This is a genomic window from Methanobrevibacter sp. YE315 (genome assembly GCF_001548675.1).
Lineage (GTDB): Archaea > Methanobacteriota > Methanobacteria > Methanobacteriales > Methanobacteriaceae > Methanocatella.
This window is the reverse complement of sequence record NZ_CP010834.1, coordinates 584,365-608,529: the sequence shown is the minus strand read 5'-3', so window position 1 is coordinate 608,529 and position 24,165 is coordinate 584,365. Positions and strand designations below refer to the sequence as shown.

The window sequence follows — 24,165 nt, the reverse complement described above, 5'->3', positions numbered from 1 at the left end:
AGATATAAATGAAAAATTTTTAATTTATTTAATTTTTGTAAATGTTCTTTTTGCTTTGAAAGCATCGAATTTACCTTTACCTTCTTCAAAGAATTGTGCAAAGAACTCTACATAGTTAAGACGTAAAGCGTTAATAAATGCACCTAATACTTGGAAAGCGAAGTTTGCAATATGACCAAATACGAATACGATAACTGCAAGTACAATTCCTGCAAATGGAACCATTTGATCAAGCATTTGCGCTAAGATGTTTACGGTCATTGCGATACCGCCTGTAGCTAAACATAATGCTAAAAGACGAGCAAAGGATAAAACATCTCCTAAGAATCCGAAGATATCCATCAATCCAAATGCACCATTAGCCCAAATTAATATTCCAATAGCCGCAATTATTAAAACTGCACCTAATGCCATACCAATCATGCCGATTGCAGGCATCATAAATCCTAAAACAAGGAAAACTAATCCTGCTTCAAATACAAACCAACAAATTTGAGATCCTAAAGCTTCTTTAGTCCTTCCGTATCTTAAGTTGTTAATAGCACCTAAAATAAATCCGATATTTACATATATTAAACCAACAGCAATAGCTATTATCAAAATGGTTTCAGGATGTTTAAATGCTTCAACTGGAGCAAATACGGTTGGTAAACGGAAACCAGCTATTCTTTCTGGGAAGTCCCCAATAAATCCATTGGTTATCAGACCCAGTATAACGGCCCATAGACCGGACCAAATCAAAATCCAACCAAATGAATGCATGGATTCTTTGACTTTACCAAGACCTTTCAATAATACTACACCAATTGCCGCTACAACTAAACCATAAACTGCATCGGTTAAACAGAATCCGAAGAAGAATGGGAAAGTGATTGCAACGAATATAGTTGGATCAATCGCATTGTAACGCACTGGGGCGTACATATCGACGAGGTATTCGAAAGGTTTTGCATACCATCCATTTTGTTGTAGAATAGGAACATTTTCATCATCAGTACCTTCAACTTCAATTGTTTCAAAGGCACAATGTCCGTCAGAACTTTTTTCAACAATTTGCTCAACTTTTTCGGTATCTTTAACAGGCACCCATGCTTCAAGTACATAAGCATCATTAGTTTGAACAAAGGAAGAAAGGATTTCGTTCTTTTCTTTTTCATTTTCTAATTGTTCTTTGAGAGCCAATATCTCATCGTCCCATTGTTCAGCCACAGCTTTTAAATCTTTTTTAACAGCGTCACGTTCTGATTCAATGGTTAATAATCTGGAATCAGCTTTTGAAATAATATGTTGAGGAGTACCTTCAACGTCACCTACTTCAATTTTCTCAAAGTCGTATTTACGAAGTGTTGAATAAACATCATCACTAAATTCTTTTAAAGTCACTACAGTAATGATTTCTCCGTCATCATCATCCATAGGGACAGTAAATACTTCTAATTCATCAGTCAAGTTACTTAATTCATTTTTGATTTCTGAAGCAGATTCAGCGTTAATCCTACCAACAGTAGTAGAAGTGTACTTTGAATCTTTTAAAAGAGCTAAATCCATGTCAAAATTAGATAAACGATTAGCCAAACTTTTATTAGACTGTAGTTCACTTGTTTCAGTGTCGAGTGCGGATAACTTCTCTTCAATTACACTTGTTTTACTTTCAACTTGTGCTAAAGTATCTTCAGCTTGTTTAATGAATGTTGGAGTATCTACTTTCTCAATTTCTTTTTGTACGGGCATGTCTGGACTAATAAAAGACATTAAAGTATCTTTTAACCCATGGCCTTCAGATAAAGAATTTCCTAGTAGTTCAGATATACCATTTGTTTTCATGAGAAGTGAAGATAACTTACCAGTATAAGGAGTAGCTTTTGAAGGAGTTACTAATTCCGCTAATTCAGGATCTTGCTGAATGCTTTCAGAAATATCACTGACTTGTATGAGCCCGGATTCGTGGAGAGCGTCCACTGTAGGAGCTACATACTTTTCCAGTGTAACAATTCTAATTTTACGCATTCTAGCTGTCTTGAACATATAAACTCACACTACAATATATTTTTGACAATAATAGAAGCAGCATCATCAACATTTACCATAGCTTTGTCCTTTAAGGTTTGAACCTCAGTTTTAGACTTTTCTGCAATGGTTTGCGCTTCTTTTTTAGCCTTATCTTCTGCATCAAAAACAGTTTTTTGAGCTTCTTCTTCTGCTGCAATCTTGGCTTCGGAAATAATTTCCTCGGCTTTTAATCTTGATTCAGCAATCAAATCTTTTGATTGACCTTCTGAATCAATGATAAGTTGTTCAGCATCAGCTTCAGCTTTTTTTATCATTGCGATTGCGTCTGATATCTCTGCCATAATTAATCACCATGGTGTATTTATTTTTATTGTGCAATATATATATCTTTTACTATTTATTATTGTAAAAATAGCTGAAATTTAAATTTAAATAAAAAAATGTATTTAAAAGATAAAATTTAGAATGAAAAAACTAATAAAAAAAAGAATAAAAGAAAAATAGACTATCTGTAAAACCATTTCAATATATTAGGTGGCAGTTTCTGTAAATAAGCAAGAATTGCTATTGCAATGATTATAAGACCCACAATTGCGAATTCTAGGTTGTATGGAAAATCCAATAACATATACCCTGCAACCGCTATAACAATACCTTCAAAAAAGAAAACTGCCTTGGTCCAGCTAGGGTTATATAAAATTATCAGATAAGCAACACCTATTAAAATTAATATAATTGAAGTAGCTATGACATCATTTGTTAAAGCCTGATGTCTGAATATTGGTGTTAATCCCCAAACTATCAACATTAAAGCCAACACTACACCTAATAATTTAAACATTTTAATATTTGCCATAATAACACTAATTTTAATATTGATTTCATAATATTTATACCATTTCATACATATCAGTTAATATGGAAAGAGCTGTTTGGATAATATTAAATGAAAATTTTTCGCTGACATTGGATAGTGAGATTGAGAATGGCAAAATCGTTGACAAAAAATTCTCACCAGGTGAAGACATTTGGACACATGAGCTTCCGCGTTTAGGATTTAGCGATGAAAACATTCAAAAAGACTATGATGAGTTCATTAGTGACATTTTATCATTATTTACAGAACCTGAAGTGGATAAAGTATTTATTGATGCTAAAATAGGTGAAGAATCAGAATATGTCAATGCAAAAAGGCCATTATTGATAAGAAAAATAGAAGAGTATAGTGTAGATGAAATTATAGAATAGCATATGCCTTGTTCAATACTTCATCAATATCACTAAATTCCAAAGGATTGCCCTCATCATCAACCTTTTCTGTTGTGATTAATGCATGAGGAGATGCCCAAAGGTATGAATAAGTAAAATAAGCCACATTTACAAATATGAACGGGCTGAAAAAAGCCAATGCAATGATTAAACTAATGACATGGATTACGGGATTTCCATATCTTCTTTTTCTCATTAATATGTATGCATCATCCTCTTCCATAATTTTGAATTTTTTTTGAGATAATTCATCAGATATCCTTTCCATATCCTTTGAATTATCTGCTTCAAGTAAATAAAGTTTCATTTTAATCCATATATACAACAAATTCATCCAATTCTTTTCTTGGAGTTTCACGAGGTTCGGCATTTCCATAACCTAATGGAGTAAATAAAACTGGTTCTTCGTTTTCATCCAAGTTTAAGAATTTATGAGCCTTATATTTCTTGAATGCACCAATGTAACATGTTCCAAGACCAACATCAGTTGCCGCTAAAATAATATGGTCCATTACAATTGTCGCATCAATATCTGCAATGTTTTTGCCGTCCCATGGTCTTGTCCATGCCTTGTCCCTTAGTGCAACAACACATAATACGTAAGGCGCTTCAACAAACCAGTTGGCACCATAAATTTCTGATAGCTCTTCCTTATGCTTTTTGGTGTCGATTACATAAACCTTAAACGGCTGGAAATTAACGCCTGTCGGAGCTAATGTGGCTGCTTTTAAAACATATTCAAGTTTTTCCGGCTCCACTTCCTTATTCAAATATCCTCTTACACTGTATCTTTCGCTGATCACATCTATAAATTCCATTTTATCTACCACTTTGATAAATTATATCGTCCAAATCGCAAAATCTTCTGAATTCCTCTTCATCCATTTTTTCTTCATGAATATGTGCAATAATACCCGGAACTCTTCCGATTATGAAAACTCCCAATCCCAAATCTGGAGTGAATCCCAAATCTGATAGAATTGCTGCATTTGCACCATCCACATTAAGCCTAATCCGTTTCTTTTCATAAGCCAAATCCTCAACAGCCAATGCAAGTTTAATATGTGGGCCGACAAACCCTTCTTTAATAGCCAGTTCCATTAATTTATCGGCACGAGGATCAACATTATGGTATCTATGGCCAAAACCTGGAATCTTTTTATCGCCCACGATATACTCATTATAAATGTCAATAGCCAAACTTGCAATCTGCTTATTATCAATATCCGAATCTTCAGTTATGTACAATGAACTAATTTTAGATTGATACAAATCCATTGCTTTTTCAATGGCGCCTGCATGCTTATGTCCAAATGACAATAATGCCCCTGCAACTGCAGAGTTCATCGGTGAACCCGAAGATGCAACAAGACGCGCTGTTTGTGTACTAGGTGGAGTTACACCATGGTCACAAAATGAAACAAGCACATGATTAAAGATTCTTCCCTCTTCAATAGAAGGCAATCTTCCCTTTAAAAGTAAAAAGACCATGTCACTGTATCTGATTTTTTCAATTAAGTCTCTTTGATTATATCCCCTAGTTACAACCTTATCCGTTTCAACACGAGTGATGGCTGTTCTTAAAGAATGAGGGTTAACTCTAAAATTATTCTCTTGCATTTTTCATACCTTTTTGTTCAATTAATTAAAAATAATATAAAATTATATATAAACTTTACAATTTTAATGTCGCAACCCTTGGCTCAACAAAACAGGATGGTCTGACGGAAACTATTCTGACTCCACTCGCCCTTTGATTTCCAATGTTCAAATAAGTCCCTAAAACTGTGGTTTTTCCACCAAGGCCAAGTGGTCCGATTCCGCTTTGATTTAATCTATCGGTAATGTATCGTTCATACTCACTCTGATTATCCAAATTTCCATATGCTATTGACTTTAGAAGAAGGGATGTTGCTTCAAAATGTGTTCTGCCTATGCCGATTGAGGGAATTGAAGGAGTACATCCCAACATCTTTAAAGATTCCTCAAGCCAATCGCAGGCGGTATTGATGACATTTTCAAAAGACCTTTTGTGGTAAACCCTATAGGTTTTTGCCCTTATTTCAGGGCCTCCCCCTTCAAGTAAAAAATGAATGTTTAAAGTATCGGATGAAATATCCCTTTTATAACTAGATTCATCGCGGACATTATCAATCAGGATGGATGCGGGGTGAAGCATTCCCGGCTTGTCATACAAACCTTGGCTTTGTTCAATCCTTTCAATTTCATCACCTTTTACAGCCATGGGTCTTGCAGGAAGGTTATTCAAACCTAATTCGATGCCTTCATGAATCTGATTTAACAATTGGCCTGAAATTTCTCTGTCTTGACCAATTTCAATAATAACGTGAGGTATTCCAGTATCATCGCATAATGGGAACCTGGTGTTTTGAGCTACCTGATAATTTTCGAAAATCTGTGTTAAAGCCCATTTTGCATTTTCATTATCTTCAATTTCAATAGCTCTTTTCAATGCTTTTTGTTTGTCCTGAGAAAGAGAAGTGGATGCATTTATAATGGTTCTGGAAATTTCCTCTAATATATCCATAAAATCACTCTGGAATTGATAAATCACTAGATTGTTTTGGAGAAGCAATTACATCAGGGCAATATTCATCAATGACCCTTTTTACTAATGAAACCTGTTTTATACGGGCAATGGCTTCTTTTTCAGTTGTATCCCAGTTGTGATTTGCAGCAACAGATCCGCCAGTCTTCAGATAAACAGGAGATGCAACTTTAATAAATTCAGGAACTTCGTAATGTCTGATAAATCCTCCGGTGGACTTTGGGTTTTCAGTGTGCAGATCAATTGACATGTCACATGCATCCCTTATGGCGGCAATCATTGGAATCTGCAAATCCCTTACTGGATTAAATGAATTGAGCCCCTGGCTTTCAAGTAGTTTTGCAGATGCCGGATTTGAATGGCCTGCATGAGCGGATAACTTGAAATGAGTGTTTTTAGGGATTTCACCTTCTGACCTCATCTTATTTAATACCCAAAGCAGCCCTTCATCATAAAGCAATATTCCACGAACTCCGAGTCTGCAGGCTCTTTTCACATCTTCTATTGCATAAACCAGATTGTCATATCCCCTAAGGCGATACCCTATTCTAGCCCCTTCTTTAGTTTGAACGCTAGCGGAAGTGTCATAAGTCGCTCTAGGTCCGATAGCCAAGAACAATTCACATCCATATCCAATAGCTAAATCAACCATTTCTTTGATTTCATCATCGGTTAAAAGCATTATTCCCTTGGTTTGAGTAACCCTATGGATAAAGATATCCTGTTTAGCTGATTCGTTCAAAAGAGCCTCCATTGTTTTTGGGGATTGGATTCCCGGAACTTCAAAACGGTACTGCCCGCCATCACTGAAACATTTGGCTGATGCATAATCTTTTGAAACTTCATTTATCCCGATTTTTTTAAGAAATTTTTTGGTATTTTCCATAGTATCTACTCGTTTAGTTTACTTACGACATATTTCATGGAATACTCTTCAAGAGAATCCAAAACTGTGAGATTTTTCACATCATAGTGCGGATTGAGATTCTTGAACTTGTCGATTAGTTCCCTCAATTCGAACGGGTTTTCAAAATCGCCTTTCGGCAGCAATGTGAGATTTTGGAATATTCCATTTCTAAAGCTCTCATCTAGCTTAATGACCACATTTGATGGTCTTTTGGCCGGATACAATTCATTCAACTTATCATCAGCAAGGATAATCATTCCATTTGCAAGATTCTTTATGCTGTTTACCTTATCAACGCTTGAATAGTTATCCAGAAGACCATACTCGATTAACTGGTTAATAGAATCAACGCTGACCTCGCCGACTACCAATGAGATGGCCACAGCGTAAGGCAGGCTTTGTTTTAGCTCTTCTATATTTTTAGGGTGAAAATTATTGTGTTCTGCAGCCACTGAATATGTTTTAACGGCAATATTTTGAATATGATCATATTCATCTCCAATGCTTGCTTTAAGTTTTAATGCTGTATCTATTGAAGAGTGAAGGTGTCTGCAGAACGGATATTTCTTAAAGTAAATATCGCGAACCCTCACTTTGCCAATGTCTTTTAAAACATTTTCTAATGAGAAATTTTCAATATCATAATCAGTATTTTCAAGAACCATCGCTTTTAAAAATCCTTCATTACCTTCAAATATGGTTCCGCTTCCAGTAAAACCGTTTCTAGCTAATAGTGCAGATAAAATTCCATTATATGCTGCCTTTCCAACATGTAAAACTTTGCCCATAGATCCGCTATGGTCTGATTCCAAAAGACCCGCTGCCTGAGTGCCACATAGACCTAAAGCATTCAAGGTTTGCTTTTCATCGAGCTTCAGTAATTTGGAAGCAACGGCTCCTGCGATGAAAGTCCCTATTGTTCCTGTGGTATGGAACCCTTTATTCCTATGCTCCGGATTTACTATCTGGCCAAGAAGAATTCCAACTTCATAACCTACAATAACACCTTCAAGGAATTCCTTTCCACTTAAGTCATAAGCCTCTGAGATTGCAAGGGCTGTCGGAAATATCACTGCGCCTAAATGAATTTGTGCGCCCCTATGACCATCGTCCAATTCCAATACATGGGCTGCAACCCCATTTATAAATGCGGCGCTTAACATGTCTGTTTTCATTTTCCTTCCGATGATGGAAGCCTGTAGATTTGAATTAAATTTTCCTGAAAATATTTCATCAACTGTATTTAAAGCTACATTAGGTGCCTCTTCATCCATTCCTCTATATGTTACTCCAAAAAAGTCTAAAAAAGCAGCTTTAACAGTGGTTAAAGATTCTACAGTTGCCTGTTCATAGCGATAGTTTGATATAAATTTGGAAATATTTCGTAAAAACATAAAACACCTACAATAATATATGTGAAAAGTAGTATTAAAATTATTAAGTTATGAAAAAAATCAATTAGATGATGTGAGAAAATAATTTTAAACTGCAGGAACACCTGTTAAAACCAATACAATATGTGCAACGATAGCTGCTCCGTAATAAGTTGCAGCAATAACTAAAACTGTTATAACAATAGCTCTCCAACCTAAAGCCTTAAATTCATCCCAGCTTTTACCCATACCGATACCGACATATGCCAAGAATACTGTTACTATAGACAGGAGTTCAATTTGAGAAACATAATACAATACAAACTTTGATGTAGGCATTCCGGGATAAGCCAATACAATACCGATTATACTTATGTATAAAATTGAAGATATATCAAATGGAAGTTCTCTTTCCAGCCAAACGCCAATAAGAGTAATGATGGATAAAATTGCCATTCCAACTAAAGAATCGGCAATCGGGTGCTTATAGCCCAAATAATTTCCGATGACGGTAATGATTGAAAAGATTATCAATAAGAGTATCCAATTCATGATTCCATGAACAGAAACATTTTCAGACCCTTCAAGTAAATCAGGCATTATTCATCCTCCTTTTTGGCTGTTATGGGATCTCTTCCAATTTTAGGTTCTAACCAATCATATATTTTTTCTGTTAAAGGTAAGGCAATAAATATCACAATGTAAATTCCAACACAGAAGGAAAGCAGATTACTGAAGCCTGCAAATGCTTCAATTTGAGTTTCCATTCCAGGAAATGCCGCAAGAGTTGGTCCGATAGCCGCTGCATTCATACTTGCACTACCTACACCGCTGGCCATAGCAAACGCATAAGGATGTAACGGCAGGAATGATAGTGAAAATGTTACAAGGAAACTGATGAAGATTGTACCAATTACAGTACCTATAATAAATATAGCGAATACTCCTCTTGATTCGGGGGAATTGAATCCATACCTATCAACGACAACAGCAACATTCGGTTCACGACCAATAGAATTTGTCATTCCGATTGATTCCTTTTTAAATCCTAAAAGCAATGCTATCGGGAGTACTAAAATTGTTGCCAAGTGTCCTATTTCCTGTAAAATCAATGCAGGACCCATATCAAAAATTAATCCAATGGATTGTCCGCTAGAAACAGCCAGTTTTGCAATTAGAACACCGATGAAAAGCATCATTGCCCCTTCAGCAATACGGGCTTGTTTTCTTTGAATCCATTTTATAGGCTTTATAAGATAAAATGCCAAACCCAAAATAATAGTATAAATTAATGGCATTATTGTAATTGCCACGTCTTTAGTAATAGGAATCTTAATTGTTCCAATAAGTTCTGCAATAATAACCAAAATAAGCACAGTAACATGTAATCTGTAATCTCTCCAGGGATTCTTCTTCAGAATACGTTTATCCGTTTTTTCCCTATAAATATGCTCAACATGGCCATCGTTTCCCTTGTTTGGAATAATAACGAACTCCTATGAAATTTTAGAAATATAATTAAATTTAATTAATACAATTTATATTTTCCTCAAATCTCTTATATAAATTAATAGTATTTAATTTTAAAAAATTCACTAAATAAGAATAAAAATAAGTAATAATTTTCACAAAAAGAGAATAAAAATGGCAAAATCATGATAAATAATGTTAAATTAATATGCCCAAAGAATTAACTACATCATCAAATTTTTTCCAAATCCATGCGGCAAAGCGGTTTTGACAAATGTCTTCTTGCCGAAACAGGTGTTTCATAAAACTTCAAATTTTCTAATTTTCTCTCGATTACGACAGGAACTTTTTCATTTGATTCTATTTTCCTTCCGCATTTCTTACATTTGAAACCTTTATTCTTGCCGGCGGAAGTCATTCTTTTTCCACATTCGCAAATTGGATTTTTATACTCGACATCATTTAATTCAATGACTTGAAACTTCTCAATATTGAATGTGTTTTGCTCACCGATTCCACCATAAACTTTTACAATATCTCCAGGACGCAGATGGGAAACTATTTTTCTGAAATTCTTTGTTGGCTCATACGCCCCGCATTCAATCTCACCGGATTCATCAAAAATGTAAAAGAACATGTGGCCGCCATCGATGATTTTAGGCTTATTTTTTACCTCACCGGTTACACAGTAACAGCCGAACTGCTTCATGGAAGAAATATTTTCTGCTTTCTGAATATGCATGTCTGTATGCTGGTTTGTCTTGAAAATGCACCAATCGACAATGGGTTCTGAAACTTTAACAATTTCCATTGCCTCTTTTAAAGCCTCCACGGTATTGGATCTGATTCCATATAACACAGGACAAGGTGTTTTAGGTTCTATTGCAATGTAATCTTCAGAATAATCAATATTTTCAAAAGTATCGGGAAATGTTTGTTTATCCATTTTATAAACGGATTCATAATCGATTTTTCTTTTGGTGCCGTAATTGTCCGAATTTCTATAGGCGAGCAATTCAAAGGTGTAATCAGATAACGGCAGACTGATTGCTGCAATAGATCCGATAATTCCCCTTCCCTTTTTGAATTTATGGATTTGACAGCCCACGGATTTTGTGAATTCCTCAGCCTCATCAATGGTGATGAATTCATAAATTGCCCTGAATGCATAATCTTCCATTTCATGGGTTATTTCACCATCATAAAAGACAACTCCTGGGTTGGTATTTTCGCAATCGAACATGGATAGCTTTTCAACTTCATCCAAAACAATTCTTTTAGCCAAATCCGCCTTATCGTCATTGATAATTCTTAGACTAACACCACCATTTCCACGTGTTTTGAAACGGGCAAATGGATTTAACCTTATCAGTCTTGGAAAATCAACAAGTTCAATCCCATTATCTTCGAATTTATTAATGATTTGACTGGCCAGATAAGTTGTACACATACCATCTGGAGAGTCAGTATCGTCAATTCCTATATGCAAACAGTTAATCACAATCACCTACTAAAATATATTAAAGTTAAAAGAATATATAGTTTAATTAGGAGTAAAAAAAATGTTGACTCGAAGCCAAATGCTACATAATATTGAAAACTTATTAAAATCACAGGGTTTTAAGACCTCTGATATCTATGATCAGGGCTCATTTGATATAGTGGCAAGGAAAGACCTACAGATTTTACTTCTAAAAACATTTTTGAATATAGATAGTATAAATGAGCATAATGCTCATGAAATGAAGCAATTAGCCAATATTTTTCTTGCTTCACCAATCATCATAGGGGAAAAATCAAGGAATGGACTTTTAGAGGAAGGCGTGATATACGAGAGGTATGAAATTCCAACAATCACTTTTGAAACCTTAAGGAATATGATTGTATATGGCGAATCCCCTGAAATTTTAGCAGATCGCGGTGGATATTTTGTTAAAATAGACGGTAATGTCATAAAACAATACCGTGAAGAATATTCAATGTCCCTAAAAGATTTGGCAAGTCTCGCACATGTATCCCGAGCTACAATGTACAAATATGAAAACGGAATTGTACGTGCCAATACGGAAACCGCAATGATTTTAGAAGAAATCCTGAATACTAAAGTCACATTAGACATTGATTTGTTGAAACAACATAAGAGCGAAGAGATTAAATACAGTGATGACGTTAGCGACTTGTCAAAATTAGGTTATGGAGTGCTATCTACAAATAAAAGTCCGTTCGATGCTGTTGCCAAAATGAGAACTTCAGAAAAAGATTCTCCTTTAATGGCCAATGTCGAGAAAAACAGGACTGAAAAAACCTTGAAAAGAATGGCAATACCATTGAAGGATTTGTCAATGGTAACAACATCCGAGCCTGTTTTTATAATTAACAACGATAAAATCAAAGAATCAATCGGTACAATCCCCGTAATAAAATCCTGGGAACTGAAAGAATTTGAAAATTCAAAAGAATTGCTGAAAATGATTAGAGAAAGAAAAGAGAATTAAAGTGGTTATATGGAAAATTTACAGATTACTGGTATGGAAAATTATCCTATTAAATGGGTTTGTAACTTCAAAGGACAAAAAGCTATTGGAATATGTGGTAAAACCCAAAAAATTGCTATGTTCGCCTCAGATGAAAGGGTTTCAAGAATTTTAGATGATATCGTAATCGGAACTGACGAGGCTCAGGAAGGATACGGCTGTGAAGAAAAAGACAGATGCTGTAATTTCGAATGTGAATTATGTGAAATTTCACCAAGACAATACTTGCAAATAACCGGCAAAAAGCCATCAAATAAAAACATAACTGATTTAATCAATGGATTAATGGATTTAAATCTGTCTCTTGAAGCTGAAGGCCATGTTCCCTTTGAAGAATATGAAATCGTGAAACTTTAATATTCCTTTAAAAGTGAAAAGTCTTCGCGGGCTTCATTAACGCTGGCCACGCCCATGCATATTGCATCAACAAAATCGGCATTTTTAAAAAATGCAAATGCTTCTTTTGGTTTTAAAACACCTGCCGCCAGGATTCTGGTAGCTATTATTTTTTTATTTAAACTGACTATTTTATCAATGAATTCCTGTCTTTGAGAGGCGTTGAATGCGTTAATATCCATCATGTATGAAAGACTGTTATAAGGAATCATGTAAAAATCAAACAAGTCCATATCCAGATTATCCGGAAGCAAATCTGATGTTCTTGATGGAAATGCAGTGACAATGCCTGAAAGAGACCCTGCATCATTAATTCTATTAAGAATCTTTGATGTCAATCTCCAGTCATATGCATCGGTTATAAACTCATCGACAAGCATTAGAGGACAGTCATATTGACTGAACAGATCAATGTCTTCATCCCAGTCTGCCTCTTTTGCAACTTCATAGTTAGGATTCAGATAATCAACATCACTTTTGCCGATGGTTGCAATCACTTTCATCTCGCAACCTTCAGAAACCGCAATATCGTATGCCTTAATCAGATTGTCGTCATTGACCAGATTGATTGCTCTAACGCCTTGGTTATATGATTCTATAATAATTTCAGAAATGTTTTGAGGATTGCTGTATAAATCATCGAGATATATCCTAGATCTATGACCGAAATAAAGTTCCGCCATGAAAGGCCCGTAACCTAAAATACTTTGCGGGATTGATTTTCCATTATATTCGAAATCCTCAAGAAACATTATATCACTATTCTTTTTGAACAACTACGGCTGTTCCGTAAACTAAGATTTCTTGCATTACTTCAGATATTTCATTTGAGTCGAATCTGATAGCTACAATTCCATTTGCGCCTAATTCTTTTGCATGTTGAATTGCTCTGTACAATGCTTCTTCTCTTGATTCTTCCATCATTTTTACATATTGTGTGATTTCTCCACCAAAAAGAGATTTAATACCGGCACCGATTTGTCCACCAGCACCTCTGCTTCTAACAGTTAAACCGTATATGAAACCTTTGGTTTCAACAATTTTAAAACCCGGAATATCATTTGCAGTTGAAATTGCGAATTCGTTAACAGATACCATTTTTATACCTCACTTAATTTTAATTAATTATTTGACAATTAATCTATAATATTAAATTATATTTAATGTTATCTAATAACTAAAAATTTAATATTCTGATTTAAATTTTAAATATTATAAAAAACATAAGTTTAAGTAATATTTATTATTAAATATTCTTTCTAAAAATTAACAAATTATGGTGAAAAAATGAAAGTTCTTATTGCTGATGCTATCAACGAAAAAGGTATTGAAAATCTAAAGGAAGTAGCTGAAGTAGTTGTCGATACCAGCATTACTCCTGAAGAATTAGCAAATACCATTCATGAATATAATGGAATTATAGTTAGAAGTAGAACAAAGTTAACTGCAGACGTTATTAAAAAAGCAGACAATTTACAAATTATCGCAAGAGCAGGTGTCGGAGTAGACAACATCGATTTAGGTGCTGCAACAGAAAAAGGTATTATGGTTGTAAACTCACCAGAATCAACTTCCGTTACCGTAGCTGAACACACAATGGGATTGATTTTAAGCATGGCCCGTAAAATTTCCATTGCAGACAAATCTGTTAAAGAAGGAAAATGGGAAAAGAAAAAATTCATGGGTGTCGAACTTAGAAACAAAACCCTTGGTGTAATCGGAATGGGAAGAATCGGTTCTCAAGTAGTCAACAGATGTAAAGCATTCGGAATGGATGCGATGGCATACGATCCATACTTGCCTGAAGAAGTTGCAAAACAAATGGGCGTTGCCTTAACTGACCTTGAAACCGTGCTCAAAAACGCGGACTTCATCACAATTCACGTACCGCTCACACCAGAAACCAAACATTCAATTTCCACCGAGCAATTTGAATTAATGAAAGATTCTGCATTCATTGTAAACTGTGCCCGTGGTGGAGTTATTGATGAAGACGCATTATACGACGCTTTAGCAAACAATAAAATTGGTGGTGCCGCATTAGATGTATATGAAGATGAACCACCTGCTGAAGATTCAAAATTATTCGAACTCGACAATATCGTATTAACTCCTCACATTGCAGCTTCAACTAAAGAAGCTCAAAGAGATGCTGCTATTATTGTGGCTGATGAAATCATTGATCTTGCAAAAGGAAACACTCCTAAAAATGTTTTAAACATGCCACGTATTGACAGAAATACCTACCAAGAGTTATCCCCATACATGGAACTATGTGAAAAATTAGGTTGTTTCATCTCCCAAGGAGTTAACGGTAAAATTAAAGAAATTGAAATTATTTACAGTGGAGAACTCGCTGAAATCGAAAACCTTGAAATCTTAACAAGAACTGTTATCCAAGGTGCTGTTAATCCGTTCTTAAGTTCCCCGGTAAATGCTGTTAATGCAGCATTGGTTGCAAAAGACAGAGGAATCAGCATTACTGAAGGCAGAAAGAAAAATGCTAAAGGCTACGAATCCTTAATCAATGTCATTGCAAAAAGTGAAAATGATGTTTTCTCAGCTGAAGGAACCCAATTACACGAACCAAGGATCTTAAAAGTAAACGGATACTGGGTTGACGTTATTCCTGAAGGACATATGTTCATTGCAAAATATGAAGATATTCCTGGAAGTATTGGAAAAATAGGTACTAAATTAGGCGAACACAACGTAAATATTGGAATTATGCAAGTTGGAAGAGATGAAAAAGGTGGAAACGCCATCATGGTTCTAACTTTAGATAAAGAAATTCCAAAAGATGTAATTAAAGAAATCCAAGCTTTAGATAATGTTTATGAAGCTAATGGATTAGAATTATAATTAAAAAACAATTTTCACCATAATTGTTTTTTATTTTTTTTATTTTTAAAACCACATCACTAAAAACAGCACTATTCCTTAAAAATCTTTTTAATGCTGCCGTCAGGGTTAAGTTCAATTCGCAATGTCGGATTATTTGAAATGACATTGATCTGATTTCTCTTTTCATATTCCTCATAATGATTTACTGGTTCCTCATCAGGATTTTTGAAAAATTCATCATCCTTTTCATCGAAAAATCCCGGTTTGAATTCATCATCATCAGTTAAAACATCACTTTCATCGAAAAAATCCTCGAAATCATTTTCAATTAGATAGCTATAATCGCCGATTTTATAATCCAAATGCTGACCGTATCGATTATAAGACTTGAAAGTGTCAAAAGAATAAGGCAAACATACAATCATGTGAAAATAACCGTTTTTTGCAAATGTCTTGAGATCTGCATCGGAGGGTCTTGCGCTTGGCCCTGGATGAGAATGGACTGAACCCCAGTATTTGGTATTTATCGGAATCATGTCTGTGTGGACTACAGCACCTGTTTCACATGTTTCACCTGGCATGAATATCAAACCGGTGATATAAAGGATCTTATCTTTTATTTTACCATCAAAAAATGCTAAAAATTCATTTGGATATGCCTTTTTTGAGTAATAGATAACGGATTCAAGAACTTCCCTGTCAACCCTTACCTCATTGAATTCTTCATCAACATTTCCAAACAATTTTGAAATGAAACTCATTTTATCACATCAATATCCTTGAAGAATTCTTCGTTGAATTTCGGAAGTTCCCAATCTGTGAAAACATAACTTCTATAGGAAACCTGTTCCTTATTTTCTTTTTTATTGAAACCTATGACTCTTTTATTTTTCCTATACACCGCAATTCCTCTTTTTTTGTAGGTTTCAATGTCGTTTAAATTAATCCCATTGGCAAACAATAATTCATGTATATCATTTAATTTCATGCCTTTTATAATGTCGTTGGCTTCATTATTTGAATGGGTTGATTTTAGGTATGCTATACCATGAGAATTAACACAGTTCCTCCATGATTCATCCTGCCTCCATTTAAAATATTTCAGAATATCCTCATCATTAACAGGAATAATCCTTGAATCGAATGCAGGAGGCTTTTTAAATTGGGCATTATAATGTATGACAAAGGAACTTGCAGCGAAACTGGAAATTACAGAATTAATTTTTTCAATCCTGCCATCAAAAGGAATTTTATCTAGAAGCAAGCTTATTTCATCTGAAAAAGTATAAACAAAAAGTGGTGAAAACTCTTTAAACAGATCTTCACAGACTTTTGATATTACATTATAAAAATTTTCATCATATGGTTTTACCAAATTCAAATCCCTGGCCAATTGATGAAAACTTCTTCCATCTAAACGTATGATGATTTTAGAGTTTTTAGGAACTTTTAGAGATGAATAAACTTCATATTCCTTCATTACATTCCCACACTGATAGTTTCATTAAAACTTTTCAATAATCTAATAGCGGAAAGTGCTGCCAACATGCTTGTTTTTGGATTAGATGAACATGGATAGTTCATTGTTATTGTCTTAAACTCACCAAAATCACCTTTTGCAGTAATTTCATGAACATTCCTGTCAACATTAGGATCAACGATGATTTTAACATCAATATCCCTGTTGCATGCCATGCTTATTGTTGCTGCAACATTAATGTTTAGTGGAAATTCCTTAACGGCATCGGAAGCCTTTCCTTCAAACAAGACTTCCTCACAATCAATGTCCTTTCCAAGGGATTTAGGGGATTTGCGAGTAACAAGACTTACTTCCTTTAAACCGAATTTGGCAACAGCCTTAATACCATCCAAACCAACAACAGCACCTGAAGGCAAGTGTATTTTGGCATTATTCACTTTAGCTATTTTTAAAACATTATTGTAAAAATCAATATCCATAAATGCACCGATACTCATGATTATCATGTCAATGCCTTTTTCCAGGATAACCGGAGCATATTTTTTAACTGAATCCGGAGAAGCGCATTCCAATACCAAATCCGCATCATCCAACATCTCATTAAAGTCAAGTACTGCTACACCACCGGCCAAACTTGCTAAATTTTCCGCCCTTTCAATATCCTTATCGAAAAAATATTTGATTTCGATACCGTTGTCTTCAGGAACTATGCTTGTTGTAATGATGTTAGCAATGGCTCCACAGCCTATAATACCTACTTTCATAAATATCACACATAAAAGAAAGTTTAAAAAAAAGAATTGATGAAAGATTGATTATAATCTTTCAGCGTCAAATTGTACTTGAGTTTCGCCTTGTGGTTGAGTTTCAGGTTTTTGAGCTACTGGAGTTGGGATTTGTGGTTCAGCACTTACTTTTTTCATATCCCTAGGATTGATTAACATGATATCCCCAATAGCTTGAACTTTATCGAAGTCCACTGTTAATAAATCGCTTTGGAAAGATCTCATATCATTTTCTTCAGGAACTTCTCCACGAATAGATCCTAAAAATGAATTAATAACTCCTGCAGGTTTTCTTTCTTGTTCAATAGCTCTTACTTGTAATTTTGAAATAGTTCCTAATCTAATGTTAAGAATAACGTCTTCTACACGACCAACATAATGACCAGTGTTGGTATAAATATCTAAACTGCGTAATTTTGAAACTTCTACCATTTTTACACCACAATATAAAATAATAATTAAATAAATATGTATAAATTTATTTTATTGTTAATATAAATAGTTTATGTTTTTTAAAGTTTAAAATCGTCTTTTTTTGACAAAATAGAAAAAATTTATTAAATTATAAAGTTAAAAAATATAATTTAGATTAAAAGGAGACTTTAAATGTGGGATACAACAAAAGACTATAGGATTTTAGTAGCAAGCAAAGCAAGAGAAAATTACCTAAATCTCATTCCAACAGCTTCTTTTAGAGGAAGCTGGAATAAAAAGCAAGCAATTGATTTAGGAAAACAAATGAACAGTGATTTTCAATCATTAACTTATTCTTATTTAGAAGGAGATGAATTAGTGAATTCTCCAGATGTTCAAGCATTAAAAGAAAAAGCGGAACAGATTATTGAATATTTGGGCGGTCCGGATTGGAATAAAAAATTCCTAAGCAACGCTCCAAAAGATGATAGGGAAAAAACCCAAGAAAATATCGCAAAAGTAAGGTTCTTCCTGGATACAATCATTGGCCTGAAAGACAGATTAGCATTAGGACCAATCAACGATCCGATTATGGGTGTTGACATTAAAGTTGGAGAAGTAATGAGCGTTACAAAACACCCAAAAAACGAAAATCTGATGCTTTGTAATGTAAATTTGGGAAAACGTGCCATTACAGTTGTTACCAATGATTTGAATGTTAAAGACAACAATAAAGTTGGCGTATCCTTGCTTCCACCGCAATCATTCAGCGACATCGTAAGTGAAGGAATGTTTCTTGGAATGGGCGGAAGTATCCTCAAGGATGTTGATGGGGAACTTGGCCAAATGCCAAAAGGAATTCCTATGGAATCTCTTAATGAAACACGCAACCTTGTTGAAAACTATTTGAAATAAGTTTAAATACTTATTCTCCTTTTTTTATTATAGAAATTATCTTAAGTTCAATCCGATTAACTTCATTCTAGTCATGTCATCGACAGCGTATTTTATTCCTTCCTTTCCCACACCACTATTCTTAAATCCTCCAAATGGCATGTTATCAGTTCTAAATGTTGATTGCTTATTAACAAATACTGTTCCAGCTTCTATTTCCTGAGCACATTTCATTGCAAGAGAATAGTCATTGGTAAATACTCCTGCCTGCAAACCGTAATCAGTATCATTGGCTATTTCAATAGCTTCTTCAACACCATTGACGCGAATTATCGGTGCAACAGGCCCGAATGTTTCCCTTACAACCAAATCCATGTCAGGTGTTACATTATCGATTACAGTAGCCTGGTAAAATGCGCCTTCACGAACGCCGCCCGTTAATATTTCAGCACCTTTTTGAACTGCATTGTTAACCGTTTGCTCAACATGTATTGCTGCCTTTTCAGATATTAATGTTCCCAGAGTGGTTTTCACATCCAATGGGTTTCCCATGACCAACTTTTCAGTTTCGCCAACCAATTTTTCTGCAAATTCATCGGCAATCTCATCTTCAACAATTATCCTTTTAACACCCATACAGACCTGGCCTGCATTTAAGAATGCTCCATTAATGACTCCTTTTACAGCCTTGTCAATATCTGCATCTTTTAAGACAATCATCGGGTCATTTCCACCAAGTTCTAAAGTGACTTTTTTCATTCCCGCCTTTTGAGAAATCATCAATCCTGTTGTTACGCTTCCAGTAAATGAGACCTTATCGATATCAGGTGAACAGACAAGGTAATCCCCAACCTCAGAACCATAACCTGTTATTGTGTTTACAACACCATCAGGAAATTCTTCGTTCAAGAGTTCGCAAAATTTCATGACTGTTAACGGCGCTTCTGTCGGAGGTTTTACGATTACTGTATTTTTACAGGCAATTGCAGGAGCTATTTTGTGTATTGTTAAATTCAATGGATAGTTAAATGGTGTGATAGCTGCAACAACACCTAACGGCAATCTTTGAGTAAATGCGAAAAATCCTTTCCCATTTAGCCCGGCATCCAAAGGCACGCTTTCACCGTAAATTCTTTTTGCCTCTTCTGCTGCAAGTTTCAGTGTTTCAATTGACCTGTCAACTTCAACCAAAGATTCGTTGATTGGTTTTCCAATCTCTAAAGTCAATTGTTCGGCAAAATCTTCACGATTATCCTTCAGTTTTTCAACAACATTAAAGAGTTTATTAGAAACTTTAAAAGCAGACATTTCAACTAAACTTTCTTTAGCATTATTTGCTTCACCAATAGCCAAATTAGCAGTTTGCAAGTGTGCAATTGGAATTGTATCAATTACTTCACCATTATACGGATTAATCACGTCTTCTAAATCGTCGCTTGAGATGTGTTTTCCACCAATCAACATGTCCATTTTATCACCTTGATTAATATTTTATATTAGAAATATTAAATATTCATCTATGGAAACCACTAGATTTGAAACATTTTTCGATGCGATTTTGGCAATCATCATAACGGTTCTAGTTTTAAAAATCCCCCAACCGGCATCACCAACACTAGAGGCGTTTTTACACTTAAATCCAATTTATATTGCCTATTTGATTAGTTTTTTAGTATTATACAATATTTGGTATGCCAATCACAACCTATTCCAGGTTGTCGATACGATTGACAACACCGCCCTTTGGATTTATGGATTGATGACTTTTGTAATCTCACTTTTGCCGTATTTTACAATTTGGCTTGCAAACAATGTCCATTCCATTCCTCCGGAGACCATGTTTGGATTGATTTTCATAATAACACATATACTAAATACATTAGCTACAAGGGCGATTTACAGAAGCAATCCTTATAACAAACAGCTTCATGAATTAAATTTTAACTCCTACTACATGAATTTGCCGACAATCGTTTTAATCATTGGTTTTATTCTGACCTATACGATTTTTGTTCCGGGAATCTATATTTGTTGTTTATTGTCAGTGGTATTATGGATTTTACTTGGAAGATTATTAAGGAGGCATGCTGGTGGAAACTGACAGATTTGAAGCATTAATCGATGCGATTTTGGCAATCATCATTACAGTCATTGTCTTGGAGATTCCACTTGCAAGCCTTGGAACTTGGGATTCCCTCTATGAGCTTAGATACGAATTCATAATTTATGCAGTCAGCTTTATTGTGTGTTTCAATTTCTGGAATTATAACAATAACATTTTCAGCATAGTGAATAAAATTGATTATAAGGTTATTTGGACAATGGGTGCGACATTACTTGTATTTTCACTTCTTCCATACTTTACAACATTTGTTGGGGAAAATTTCTATGCATTCTTCCCTCAGTTCATGTACGGATTATGTTTTATCATAACAGCAATCCTTTCAATAATTATCGGCAAATTTTTAAAAGAAGCAGATCCTGGAAACATCGCATTGCAACTTGCACTAAGTAACCATTATCCACTCTATGGAACCATTATCCTAGTTTTAATAGGAATGATAATCGGATATTTCATTTTCCCGCCGGCAATTATGATATGCTGTTTAGCATCAATACTGGGAATATGGTGCATACCTAAAATCCAATGCTACTTGACTTAAGGTGAGAGGTATATTTCAAGTGTAAAAGCATGAGATGTCTGATTTTTTTAAATGAGAGAAAGCAATCTCTTTTTTTAATAAAATAGTGGTTATTTAATGATATTTTAAATTTTAATTGTTTAACTTTTAAAATAAGAAAACAGGTTTTCCCAATAATGGAAAATGGAAAAAATATTAAGTTACTGGAAGAAAAATCAATCCCAATAAATCTGTTAAAATATTTTAAATCATGTATAAAGAAGATTAGGAAGTTTAATTTAAAATTAAATACCTGACTGACCATCATACAAGCAGATTAAATATGAAAAAGCACTATCTTAAAAAAAGAGAAATTTTTAAAAAATCATTCTTGAAGATTAAATCAAAGTATTAAATATTAAATTTTTATTTTTCCTTAAAAACTGTGAAGACCGAATAGAATTAAAATAAAATCCTAAAAATATACAATCCGTTAAAATACCGAAATGATTCATGAGAAATGACAAATCAAAAAGAAAAAAATTGATTATTGGAAAAAAATTCAATTCAAGAAAAAGCACACTAACCCTTCAATCCAGTCTTCCTTGAAGCGCAACCAATCTTAATGAAAAGATAAGGCATATTGGGGCTAATAAGAATCTTAAGATAAAACTATTTATATTTCCAATTTCAAAAAAGCTTACCTCAAATAATGAAGAAAAAATAAAAGCTTGTGAAATCAATGACACCGCACATAAAAACAGGCTACCCCAAAAACCCAATTTCCTAAAAAGACGTGCCATGCCTTTAAAATCAAACCCTTTATAAAACTTACCTGAATGATATGATTTATAAATTACGGATACTTGAATAAGAATAAATATCACTGCAAATACTATTATGCCTAAAACTAATGAAATGCCAAAAAATTGAGGGAATAAATCATTAATTATTAAAAGCACTGATACGACAGCAAAAAATAAAATAGCATATATGAAACTTGTAATACACTCTTCAACACCCTGCTTTAAAATTTCAAAAACATTGTCAATAATTGGAGGCCTATCTGAACCATTAATGGTTTCATTAATTATTTTAGAAGAGTATCCTGATTCAAAACAAACTAAAATAATCACAGAAATGTTAATTAAAAGTCCCCATACAGTATATGAAAGGTTATAGTTCTCCATTGTTGCAAGGAATGTTAAAGTAAGGCCAATGACAACAATAGACACTTTATCTGAAATTGCATAATGTATAGCGTCTTTAACATTATCATAAAAATTTACTGTTTGACCAATCATGTTAATAATTGTGAAGGTTTTATATGAAAAATATTACTATTTAAAGTACTCTTCTAAAATTTTTAATTGAGAATTAAATTCACTAACCTCCTTTGACTGTATCTGACCGCCCAAATCATCTATATAACCATTATACATGTAAATAACCAGTAAGACCACAACAAATATCCCTCCAAAAAGTAAAATAAATTCCGCTGAAGTTTGAGCCCTGTTATCCATTAAAATCCCCCAATAATTAATGTGCCGCCAAATGTAGAGATGACGTAGAAAATTCCAAATGAAGATGCTGCCAAAGGCAATGCAAACTTCATTCCCTTCTTAAATTCCCCATACATTATGATGCTAATGATAAAAGAAACTAAGACCGAATGAATTATTAAATAAATCTCACCTGCAATAGGGGCTGCCAGAATAATCTCTGAAGCCATCCCATAACTTTGCATGAAACTGGAATAAACTCCGACCATGCCTATTGCAAAAGGCGTTGCAATAACAGCTGAAATTAACAAAAACATAATCGGCATCATTACAGTAGATTTCCTCTCGCGTTTAAGTGCCATCAAATCCCTTAAATCATCAGAAACATCAGACAATACTGCCGAAATGCTTGATCCGCTTTTTCTCCCATCAAGGATAATCCCGAATATCCTTTCAAGTTCTTTTGATTTTAAGCGTTTGGCCATTGCCCTCCAGGCATCTTCGAAATTGCGACCCATTCGAATTTCTATTATAGTCCTCCTCATCTCGTCGTATAAAGGACCTTCCCCGTACTGCGACATGTCCTCCATTGCGTTTTCAAAACTTAACCCGACCTGCAGCATGCTTGAAAGCTGCCTTAAAAAGTCAGGTGCAGACTTTTCAATCTCCTGCGCTCGTCTTTCCTGCTGGACAATAACATATGTAAAAAGTCCAGGAATTATGAAAAACGGGAAAATCAACACTGATACCGGCAAATTTAGAATTCTCAATATTAATGCCAAAACAATTTCACTTGCTAAAATGAAAATTACAAGTATAACTAAAACTTTACTCGCCTCTGTAAAAATCGATCCGCTCAGCAAAAATTCCTGCAATTTAGACAAATACTTCTCAGGAACAATAGTGTCTAAAAATACTGTTAAATCATCAATTATTCTAAATTTCATAAAATAACATTGGACTTCAAAGCATATAAACTGCCAGTTATATTTCAAATCAATCTTACAATACAAAAATAAATAGTTTGAATCAAAAAAAATAACCCCATTAATTATCTATTTATTAATGAAGGATACTTTTGAAAATAAGCTGATTTG

General features: G+C 34.3%; 30 protein-coding genes. 8 read left to right on the top strand and 22 right to left on the bottom strand.

Features of this window, described 5'->3' with window-relative positions; genetic code table 11:
- Positions 1-24 precede the first annotated feature (24 nt).
- The 3 genes from TL18_RS02670 to TL18_RS02660 form a co-directional block, all read right to left on the bottom strand.
- On the bottom strand, positions 25-2,025 hold the full coding sequence (locus TL18_RS02670; RefSeq protein ID WP_067041002.1) for a V-type ATP synthase subunit I: 2,001 nt from the start codon (positions 2,023-2,025) through the stop codon (positions 25-27).
- Positions 2,026-2,036: 11 nt separating this feature from the next.
- Positions 2,037-2,351 (bottom strand): ATP synthase archaeal subunit H, encoded by a 315-nt coding sequence (ahaH, locus tag TL18_RS02665; RefSeq protein ID WP_067040999.1) that lies wholly within the window; start codon positions 2,349-2,351, stop codon positions 2,037-2,039.
- 164 nt (positions 2,352-2,515) lie between these two features.
- On the bottom strand, positions 2,516-2,818 hold the full coding sequence (locus TL18_RS02660) for a hypothetical protein (RefSeq protein WP_231483645.1): 303 nt from the start codon (positions 2,816-2,818) through the stop codon (positions 2,516-2,518).
- Positions 2,819-2,928: 110 nt separating this feature from the next.
- Here TL18_RS02660 and TL18_RS02655 point away from each other — a divergent pair, with 110 nt between their 5' ends.
- Positions 2,929-3,258: a hypothetical protein gene (locus TL18_RS02655; protein WP_067040996.1), complete on the top strand. Its 330-nt coding sequence runs from the start codon at positions 2,929-2,931 to the stop codon at positions 3,256-3,258.
- Here TL18_RS02655 and TL18_RS02650 read toward each other — a convergent pair.
- From TL18_RS02650 to TL18_RS02610, 9 genes are all read right to left on the bottom strand, one after another.
- Entirely contained in the window at positions 3,248-3,586 is a 339-nt protein-coding gene (locus TL18_RS02650) for a hypothetical protein (RefSeq protein ID WP_067045352.1), read from the bottom strand. The two genes, TL18_RS02655 and TL18_RS02650, sit on opposite strands and share 11 nt — an antisense overlap.
- Before the next feature lies 1 nt (position 3,587).
- Positions 3,588-4,097, bottom strand: coding sequence for a nitroreductase family protein (locus TL18_RS02645; protein ID WP_067040992.1), 510 nt, complete (start codon positions 4,095-4,097; stop codon positions 3,588-3,590).
- A 1-nt stretch (position 4,098) separates the two neighbouring features.
- Positions 4,099-4,899 (bottom strand): citryl-CoA lyase, encoded by an 801-nt coding sequence (locus TL18_RS02640; protein ID WP_067040990.1) that lies wholly within the window; start codon positions 4,897-4,899, stop codon positions 4,099-4,101.
- Positions 4,900-4,954: 55 nt separating this feature from the next.
- Complete coding sequence (locus tag TL18_RS02635; RefSeq protein WP_067040987.1) at positions 4,955-5,827, bottom strand: fumarate hydratase; 873 nt, start codon at positions 5,825-5,827, stop codon at positions 4,955-4,957.
- A gap of 4 nt (positions 5,828-5,831) precedes the next feature.
- Positions 5,832-6,734 (bottom strand): peptidase, encoded by a 903-nt coding sequence (locus TL18_RS02630; protein WP_067040984.1) that lies wholly within the window; start codon positions 6,732-6,734, stop codon positions 5,832-5,834.
- 5 nt (positions 6,735-6,739) lie between these two features.
- Complete coding sequence (locus tag TL18_RS02625) at positions 6,740-8,149, bottom strand: MmgE/PrpD family protein (RefSeq protein ID WP_067040979.1); 1,410 nt, start codon at positions 8,147-8,149, stop codon at positions 6,740-6,742.
- An 87-nt stretch (positions 8,150-8,236) separates the two neighbouring features.
- A complete protein-coding gene (locus tag TL18_RS02620) occupies positions 8,237-8,728 on the bottom strand; it encodes a hypothetical protein (protein WP_067040976.1) in 492 nt (163 codons plus the stop codon).
- Entirely contained in the window at positions 8,728-9,615 is an 888-nt protein-coding gene (locus tag TL18_RS02615; protein ID WP_067040972.1) for a DUF3100 domain-containing protein, read from the bottom strand. Before TL18_RS02615 ends, TL18_RS02620 begins: the two co-directional genes overlap by 1 nt.
- 215 nt (positions 9,616-9,830) lie before the next feature.
- Positions 9,831-11,105: a tRNA(Ile)(2)-agmatinylcytidine synthase gene (locus tag TL18_RS02610; protein ID WP_067040970.1), complete on the bottom strand. Its 1,275-nt coding sequence runs from the start codon at positions 11,103-11,105 to the stop codon at positions 9,831-9,833.
- Positions 11,106-11,160: 55 nt separating this feature from the next.
- Here TL18_RS02610 and TL18_RS02605 point away from each other — a divergent pair, with 55 nt between their 5' ends.
- Positions 11,161-12,093 carry a transcriptional regulator gene (locus TL18_RS02605; protein WP_067040968.1) on the top strand — a complete coding sequence of 311 codons (933 nt, stop codon included), beginning with the start codon at positions 11,161-11,163 and terminating at the stop codon, positions 12,091-12,093.
- A gap of 9 nt (positions 12,094-12,102) precedes the next feature.
- A complete protein-coding gene (locus TL18_RS02600; protein ID WP_067040965.1) occupies positions 12,103-12,489 on the top strand; it encodes a hypothetical protein in 387 nt (128 codons plus the stop codon).
- Here TL18_RS02600 and TL18_RS02595 read toward each other — a convergent pair.
- Both TL18_RS02595 and TL18_RS02590 read right to left on the bottom strand, forming a co-directional pair.
- Entirely contained in the window at positions 12,486-13,280 is a 795-nt protein-coding gene (locus TL18_RS02595; protein WP_231483641.1) for a hypothetical protein, read from the bottom strand. The genes TL18_RS02600 and TL18_RS02595 overlap by 4 nt on opposite strands.
- Before the next feature lie 7 nt (positions 13,281-13,287).
- The gene (locus TL18_RS02590; protein ID WP_067040963.1) at positions 13,288-13,626 is read right to left on the bottom strand and encodes a heavy metal-binding domain-containing protein; all 339 of its coding nucleotides are present in this window, start codon (positions 13,624-13,626) and stop codon (positions 13,288-13,290) included.
- A gap of 189 nt (positions 13,627-13,815) precedes the next feature.
- Here TL18_RS02590 and serA point away from each other — a divergent pair, with 189 nt between their 5' ends.
- On the top strand, positions 13,816-15,390 hold the full coding sequence (serA, locus tag TL18_RS02585; protein WP_067040961.1) for a phosphoglycerate dehydrogenase: 1,575 nt from the start codon (positions 13,816-13,818) through the stop codon (positions 15,388-15,390).
- Between the two features lie 71 nt (positions 15,391-15,461).
- Here the strand turns inward: serA and TL18_RS02580 are convergent, their stop codons facing one another.
- Genes TL18_RS02580 through TL18_RS02565 form a run of 4 tightly spaced genes read right to left on the bottom strand, consistent with a single transcriptional unit; the run spans position 15,462 to position 18,069 of the window.
- Positions 15,462-16,133, bottom strand: a complete 672-nt coding sequence (locus tag TL18_RS02580) for a Mov34/MPN/PAD-1 family protein (RefSeq protein WP_067040938.1) — start codon at positions 16,131-16,133, stop codon at positions 15,462-15,464.
- Positions 16,130-16,852, bottom strand: a complete 723-nt coding sequence (locus TL18_RS02575; RefSeq protein ID WP_067040935.1) for a tRNA(His) guanylyltransferase Thg1 family protein — start codon at positions 16,850-16,852, stop codon at positions 16,130-16,132. The genes TL18_RS02580 and TL18_RS02575 overlap by 4 nt, the downstream gene beginning before the upstream one ends.
- Positions 16,852-17,616 carry an aspartate dehydrogenase gene (locus TL18_RS02570; protein WP_067040931.1) on the bottom strand — a complete coding sequence of 255 codons (765 nt, stop codon included), beginning with the start codon at positions 17,614-17,616 and terminating at the stop codon, positions 16,852-16,854. The genes TL18_RS02575 and TL18_RS02570 overlap by 1 nt, the downstream gene beginning before the upstream one ends.
- 51 nt (positions 17,617-17,667) lie before the next feature.
- Positions 17,668-18,069: a PRC-barrel domain-containing protein gene (locus TL18_RS02565; RefSeq protein ID WP_067040922.1), complete on the bottom strand. Its 402-nt coding sequence runs from the start codon at positions 18,067-18,069 to the stop codon at positions 17,668-17,670.
- A 174-nt stretch (positions 18,070-18,243) separates the two neighbouring features.
- Between TL18_RS02565 and TL18_RS02560 the strand changes: the two genes are divergently transcribed.
- On the top strand, positions 18,244-18,966 hold the full coding sequence (locus TL18_RS02560; protein ID WP_067040919.1) for a tRNA-binding protein: 723 nt from the start codon (positions 18,244-18,246) through the stop codon (positions 18,964-18,966).
- Between the two features lie 36 nt (positions 18,967-19,002).
- Here the strand turns inward: TL18_RS02560 and TL18_RS02555 are convergent, their stop codons facing one another.
- Positions 19,003-20,415 (bottom strand): lactaldehyde dehydrogenase, encoded by a 1,413-nt coding sequence (locus TL18_RS02555; protein WP_067040918.1) that lies wholly within the window; start codon positions 20,413-20,415, stop codon positions 19,003-19,005.
- 49 nt (positions 20,416-20,464) lie between these two features.
- Here TL18_RS02555 and TL18_RS10635 point away from each other — a divergent pair, with 49 nt between their 5' ends.
- Together TL18_RS10635 and TL18_RS02550 are read left to right on the top strand one after the other, a co-directional pair.
- Complete coding sequence (locus TL18_RS10635) at positions 20,465-21,046, top strand: TMEM175 family protein (protein ID WP_082706321.1); 582 nt, start codon at positions 20,465-20,467, stop codon at positions 21,044-21,046.
- Positions 21,036-21,608 carry a TMEM175 family protein gene (locus TL18_RS02550; RefSeq protein WP_067040916.1) on the top strand — a complete coding sequence of 191 codons (573 nt, stop codon included), beginning with the start codon at positions 21,036-21,038 and terminating at the stop codon, positions 21,606-21,608. The genes TL18_RS10635 and TL18_RS02550 overlap by 11 nt, the downstream gene beginning before the upstream one ends.
- Positions 21,609-22,156: 548 nt before the next feature.
- Here TL18_RS02550 and TL18_RS02545 read toward each other — a convergent pair.
- The 3 genes from TL18_RS02545 to TL18_RS11185 are packed head-to-tail and all read right to left on the bottom strand — an operon-like array spanning position 22,157 to position 23,658.
- Positions 22,157-22,870, bottom strand: a complete 714-nt coding sequence (locus tag TL18_RS02545; protein WP_067040914.1) for a DUF4013 domain-containing protein — start codon at positions 22,868-22,870, stop codon at positions 22,157-22,159.
- Positions 22,871-22,906: 36 nt separating this feature from the next.
- Positions 22,907-23,089, bottom strand: a complete 183-nt coding sequence (locus TL18_RS02540) for a class III signal peptide-containing protein (protein WP_067040913.1) — start codon at positions 23,087-23,089, stop codon at positions 22,907-22,909.
- Positions 23,089-23,658, bottom strand: coding sequence for a type II secretion system F family protein (locus TL18_RS11185; protein WP_231483688.1), 570 nt, complete (start codon positions 23,656-23,658; stop codon positions 23,089-23,091). Before TL18_RS11185 ends, TL18_RS02540 begins: the two co-directional genes overlap by 1 nt.
- Here TL18_RS11185 and TL18_RS11180 point away from each other — a divergent pair.
- Positions 23,648-24,022 (top strand): hypothetical protein, encoded by a 375-nt coding sequence (locus tag TL18_RS11180; RefSeq protein ID WP_231483717.1) that lies wholly within the window; start codon positions 23,648-23,650, stop codon positions 24,020-24,022. The genes TL18_RS11185 and TL18_RS11180 overlap by 11 nt on opposite strands.
- Positions 24,023-24,165: the final 143 nt, after the last annotated feature.

Coding starts and splice junctions, on each gene's coding strand:
- TL18_RS02670 (WP_067041002.1), bottom strand. CDS start 2,025: ATGTTCAAGACAGCTAGAATGCGTAAAATTAGAATTGTTACACTGGAA.
- ahaH (WP_067040999.1), bottom strand. CDS start 2,351: ATGGCAGAGATATCAGACGCAATCGCAATGATAAAAAAAGCTGAAGCT.
- TL18_RS02660 (WP_231483645.1), bottom strand. CDS start 2,818: ATGTTGATAGTTTGGGGATTAACACCAATATTCAGACATCAGGCTTTA.
- TL18_RS02655 (WP_067040996.1), top strand. CDS start 2,929: ATGGAAAGAGCTGTTTGGATAATATTAAATGAAAATTTTTCGCTGACA.
- TL18_RS02650 (WP_067045352.1), bottom strand. CDS start 3,586: ATGAAACTTTATTTACTTGAAGCAGATAATTCAAAGGATATGGAAAGG.
- TL18_RS02645 (WP_067040992.1), bottom strand. CDS start 4,097: ATGGAATTTATAGATGTGATCAGCGAAAGATACAGTGTAAGAGGATAT.
- TL18_RS02640 (WP_067040990.1), bottom strand. CDS start 4,899: ATGCAAGAGAATAATTTTAGAGTTAACCCTCATTCTTTAAGAACAGCC.
- TL18_RS02635 (WP_067040987.1), bottom strand. CDS start 5,827: ATGGATATATTAGAGGAAATTTCCAGAACCATTATAAATGCATCCACT.
- TL18_RS02630 (WP_067040984.1), bottom strand. CDS start 6,734: ATGGAAAATACCAAAAAATTTCTTAAAAAAATCGGGATAAATGAAGTT.
- TL18_RS02625 (WP_067040979.1), bottom strand. CDS start 8,149: ATGTTTTTACGAAATATTTCCAAATTTATATCAAACTATCGCTATGAA.
- TL18_RS02620 (WP_067040976.1), bottom strand. CDS start 8,728: ATGCCTGATTTACTTGAAGGGTCTGAAAATGTTTCTGTTCATGGAATC.
- TL18_RS02605 (WP_067040968.1), top strand. CDS start 11,161: ATGTTGACTCGAAGCCAAATGCTACATAATATTGAAAACTTATTAAAA.
- TL18_RS02600 (WP_067040965.1), top strand. CDS start 12,103: ATGGAAAATTTACAGATTACTGGTATGGAAAATTATCCTATTAAATGG.
- TL18_RS02595 (WP_231483641.1), bottom strand. CDS start 13,280: ATGTTTCTTGAGGATTTCGAATATAATGGAAAATCAATCCCGCAAAGT.
- TL18_RS02590 (WP_067040963.1), bottom strand. CDS start 13,626: ATGGTATCTGTTAACGAATTCGCAATTTCAACTGCAAATGATATTCCG.
- serA (WP_067040961.1), top strand. CDS start 13,816: ATGAAAGTTCTTATTGCTGATGCTATCAACGAAAAAGGTATTGAAAAT.
- TL18_RS02580 (WP_067040938.1), bottom strand. CDS start 16,133: ATGAGTTTCATTTCAAAATTGTTTGGAAATGTTGATGAAGAATTCAAT.
- TL18_RS02575 (WP_067040935.1), bottom strand. CDS start 16,852: ATGAAGGAATATGAAGTTTATTCATCTCTAAAAGTTCCTAAAAACTCT.
- TL18_RS02570 (WP_067040931.1), bottom strand. CDS start 17,616: ATGAAAGTAGGTATTATAGGCTGTGGAGCCATTGCTAACATCATTACA.
- TL18_RS02565 (WP_067040922.1), bottom strand. CDS start 18,069: ATGGTAGAAGTTTCAAAATTACGCAGTTTAGATATTTATACCAACACT.
- TL18_RS02560 (WP_067040919.1), top strand. CDS start 18,244: ATGTGGGATACAACAAAAGACTATAGGATTTTAGTAGCAAGCAAAGCA.
- TL18_RS02555 (WP_067040918.1), bottom strand. CDS start 20,415: ATGGACATGTTGATTGGTGGAAAACACATCTCAAGCGACGATTTAGAA.
- TL18_RS10635 (WP_082706321.1), top strand. CDS start 20,465: ATGGAAACCACTAGATTTGAAACATTTTTCGATGCGATTTTGGCAATC.
- TL18_RS02545 (WP_067040914.1), bottom strand. CDS start 22,870: ATGATTGGTCAAACAGTAAATTTTTATGATAATGTTAAAGACGCTATA.
- TL18_RS02540 (WP_067040913.1), bottom strand. CDS start 23,089: ATGGATAACAGGGCTCAAACTTCAGCGGAATTTATTTTACTTTTTGGA.
- TL18_RS11180 (WP_231483717.1), top strand. CDS start 23,648: ATGTCCTCCATTGCGTTTTCAAAACTTAACCCGACCTGCAGCATGCTT.
- TL18_RS11185 (WP_231483688.1), bottom strand. CDS start 23,658: ATGGAGGACATGTCGCAGTACGGGGAAGGTCCTTTATACGACGAGATG.